General features: G+C 48.1%; 5 protein-coding genes. 4 read left to right on the top strand and 1 reads right to left on the bottom strand.

From position 1 onward, the window contains the following. The first annotated feature begins 100 nt into the window (after positions 1-100). The 3 genes from CAG65_RS03305 to CAG65_RS22020 all read left to right on the top strand — a co-directional run bounded on the left by CAG65_RS03305 (position 101) and on the right by CAG65_RS22020 (position 1,909). Entirely contained in the window at positions 101-1,006 is a 906-nt protein-coding gene (locus tag CAG65_RS03305; RefSeq protein ID WP_161452163.1) for an EamA family transporter, read from the top strand. After that, positions 1,003-1,596, top strand: coding sequence for an NAD(P)H-dependent oxidoreductase (locus tag CAG65_RS03300; protein WP_161452161.1), 594 nt, complete (start codon positions 1,003-1,005; stop codon positions 1,594-1,596). Before CAG65_RS03305 ends, CAG65_RS03300 begins: the two co-directional genes overlap by 4 nt. 160 nt (positions 1,597-1,756) lie before the next feature. Continuing rightward, positions 1,757-1,909: a hypothetical protein gene (locus CAG65_RS22020; RefSeq protein WP_021706106.1), complete on the top strand. Its 153-nt coding sequence runs from the start codon at positions 1,757-1,759 to the stop codon at positions 1,907-1,909. Positions 1,910-1,995: 86 nt separating this feature from the next. Here CAG65_RS22020 and CAG65_RS03295 read toward each other — a convergent pair whose 3' ends face one another. Continuing rightward, entirely contained in the window at positions 1,996-2,607 is a 612-nt protein-coding gene (locus CAG65_RS03295; protein ID WP_161452159.1) for a LysE family transporter, read from the bottom strand. Positions 2,608-2,801: 194 nt separating this feature from the next. Here CAG65_RS03295 and CAG65_RS03290 point away from each other — a divergent pair, with 194 nt between their 5' ends. Then, a complete protein-coding gene (locus CAG65_RS03290) occupies positions 2,802-3,098 on the top strand; it encodes a hypothetical protein (RefSeq protein WP_161452157.1) in 297 nt (98 codons plus the stop codon). Positions 3,099-3,150 lie beyond the last annotated feature (52 nt).

Here is a 3,150-nt window from a genome sequence, read left to right as displayed (position 1 = left end):
AAGATACTTGATAAAAAGTTAAATCTCTATTATTTTTTAAAAAGTATCTTTCACAAAAGATACTTTTATAAGAGAAATATGGCCACACAGGAATATCAACATGCAACGGATTCAACTTCTGATGACATTGGCGCTGACCGCCATCGCCCCCATTGTGTGGGGCAGTACCTACATAGTGACGACGGAACTGCTACCAGCCAACAGCCCGCTTATCGCCTCAATGCTCAGAGCACTCCCGGCTGGTATTGTGCTGGTGATGCTCTGTCAGACTCTCCCTCATGGCAAATGGTGGGCACGTCTGGCTATTTTGGGCTTCCTGAACATTGGATTTTTCTTCTACTGCCTATTCTTTGCCGCTACGTATCTTCCCGGTGGGATGGCCGCGTTGGTGATGTCGATTCAACCGGTACTGGTGATGGGGCTGAGCTATGTACTGCTTAGCAATACGCTCAGTATGAAACAAGGGATCGCCAGCATGCTCGGCATGGGTGGCATCGCCCTGCTCGTACTCAATAATCAAGCGGAATTAAACACCAATGGAATACTGATTGGCCTGCTGGGCACCGTCAGCATGGCGTCCGGGGTCGTAATGACCAAACGTTGGGGACGTCCGTCTGGCATGACACTGCTTAGCTTCACGGGTTGGCAACTGCTCTTTGGCGGTTTGATGTTGCTACCGGTGGCATTGTGGATGGAAGGCTTTCCGAAACACCTCAGCATCAAAAACTATCTTGGCTACGGATATCTGACGGTAGTGGGGGCCATGCTTGCCTACTCGCTTTGGTTTCGGGGCATCGAGAAACTGCCCACCATCACCGTATCGTTTCTGGGCTTCTTGAGCAGTGTTTCCGCTGTCGTGCTCGGTTACATCGTCCTCGGCCAATCGCTAACCTGGTTACAACTGTGCGGCGCGGCGGCCATTTTGTTGTCCATCTTGCTGGCCGCGCCTAAGTCTCATTCATCTCAATCAACCTCTTTGACCAACACGAAAAAGGAATTCGCATGAAACTCACCATCATCTCCGGCAGCCAACGTGCGCAGTCACAAAGCTTCAACGTCGCAAAATACCTGAAACATATTGCGGCACCACATTTCGATCAAACGCAGATCCTTGATCTGCATGAACTTAACTTGCCTCTGTGGAATGAAGGCGTCTGGAATGGCAGTGAAGAATGGAGCCCGTGGAAAGTAGTCGCGTCAACCCTTAAAGCGTCTGATGCGTTTGTCTTCATTACCCCAGAGTGGCACGGCATGGCGACACCTGCACTGAAAAACTTTCTATTGCTGACCACCGACGATGAGCTGGCACACAAACCCGCTTTGGCGGTCAGTGTGTCCGCCAGTGTCAACGGCGTGTATCCGATCAGTGAATTACGCATGACGGGCAGCAAAAACAACCACGTCTGCTTTCTGCCGGACCATTTGATCTTCCGTGACATTGACACCTCACTCAATCCGGAACTGACAGACGCTGGCGAGTTCATGCAGGCGCGAAGTCAATATACGCTGAGCCTGTTGGCCGCTTACGCACACGCACTGCAGCCAGTTCATCGGGATATGCTGCAGGCCGGTAAACCGTTCCGCTATGGCATGTAAGGAGGCTCATATCCGGGAAGAACGCCGCCAATGACAATCAAGTTGCATAGCAAAGTTTAATCTTGACGACAAACACTCTGATTAGGTGAACAATGCGGAATCTGCTTAGAATGCCAGCCAGAAGATTTGTCATACTCTTACCCAAAATCAAGGTGTTAAAATGTTTGCAGTTGATGATGTCGTCGTTGCGACAAAAGGTGTTGATCTGGGCCAAATGAAAGTGGTTGGCCTCAGTGGCGGTGGTTTTTACGTTCACGTCAAAGTGGGTGAAATCTCGCTGACGTACCCTGCTCATGATCTGAAAAAAGCGTAATCGACCCGATCGATTACCCAAAACTAAAGGCAGCTTACGCTGCCTTTTTGTTTTGCTTCAACGCCCCATGTCAGAGCCACTCGCCATCACTTAGTGGAAGCGGCCAGACCAGCGGCAAATCCAACAAACACCCCACCACTGACTTTATTCATCACTTTTTTGCTTTTCTCTGAAGCCAGTTTGATCCTGACCGCCGATGAGAACAGCGCATACACACTGTGAATCACCACCACCAGGCCACTGAACGTAACCGACAACAGAATGAGTTGTGGCGTATGCGACTGAGAAACATCGATGAACTGTGGGAAGACCGACATAAAAAATACGATGGCTTTGGGATTTGAAATCGACACCAACACACCTTCACTAAAACACTGATAGTGAGAACGACTCGCCGCCCCGTGAAGGGATGAGAGTCTGGCATCGGAACGCCACATTTTGACTCCGAGATACAGCAAATACATAGCCCCGAGCAACTTGATGGCGGTAAAAATAAACACCGACTGGGAAAGGACCACCCCCAGACTGGTGGCTGAAATAGCGGAGATACACAAGATGTCCGTAGCAATACCCAATATGCCAGCGAATGCTTTCCGTATTCCATTCTGGATGGCGTTATTGACGGTCAGCATTACCGCCGGCCCCGGCAAACAAATGGTTGCTGCCGCTAACAAAACGTATACAACGTAATTCTCCACACTAACTCCCTTTCCTTGTTTTTAGTTTTCACTGCTTATCCAAACATCTCTCGGATGTCACCATAATAAACACTAATTACATAATGCCCTAAGCGAGAAAAAGCGCCATAGCACATTGAACGCCTGTTGAAACTTAATTGCGTGTCATTGTTCTATAACGAGCGGTAAGCTCTGAACTAAAGGTTATCAATGACATGGCCCCCGACATGTTCAACCAAGATCATGAATTCTTTACAAAACTGAGGGATTTAAGTAAACGCGGAGTAGGATATATTGATGATTTCCGTTGGACCATCACAGGTTTTGGTAAGGATTATCGCTCTGGTATGAATATTGGTTGTGCCAATGGTAAAACCGAGAGAAAAAGCAAAAAGCGCATCTCATGCAAACATAGGAAAAAACATCCACTAGGTCAGCACGATTTAAAAAACGCCAAAGGACAACTGATGACCAAAGCGTTGGTTGGCAATACATTAGAGATAGGAAAATGAGTGAATATTATTTAATTACCAGCAGTGGTCCCTGTGCGATGACTGAAGTAAG

It is taken from the genome of Vibrio sp. V39_P1S14PM300, from assembly GCF_009904765.1.
Classification (GTDB): domain Bacteria; phylum Pseudomonadota; class Gammaproteobacteria; order Enterobacterales; family Vibrionaceae; genus Vibrio; species Vibrio proteolyticus.
The sequence above is the reverse complement of the archived record's forward strand: the minus strand, read 5'-3'. Positions and strand labels throughout refer to the sequence as shown.

What these genes read in the sequence shown, in the direction of transcription:
- CAG65_RS03300 (WP_161452161.1), top strand. Translation starts at nt 1,003, where the DNA reads ATGAAACTCACCATCATCTCCGGCAGCCAACGTGCGCAGTCACAAAGC.
- CAG65_RS03305 (WP_161452163.1), top strand. Translation starts at nt 101, where the DNA reads ATGCAACGGATTCAACTTCTGATGACATTGGCGCTGACCGCCATCGCC.
- CAG65_RS22020 (WP_021706106.1), top strand. Translation starts at nt 1,757, where the DNA reads ATGTTTGCAGTTGATGATGTCGTCGTTGCGACAAAAGGTGTTGATCTG.
- CAG65_RS03290 (WP_161452157.1), top strand. Translation starts at nt 2,802, where the DNA reads ATGGCCCCCGACATGTTCAACCAAGATCATGAATTCTTTACAAAACTG.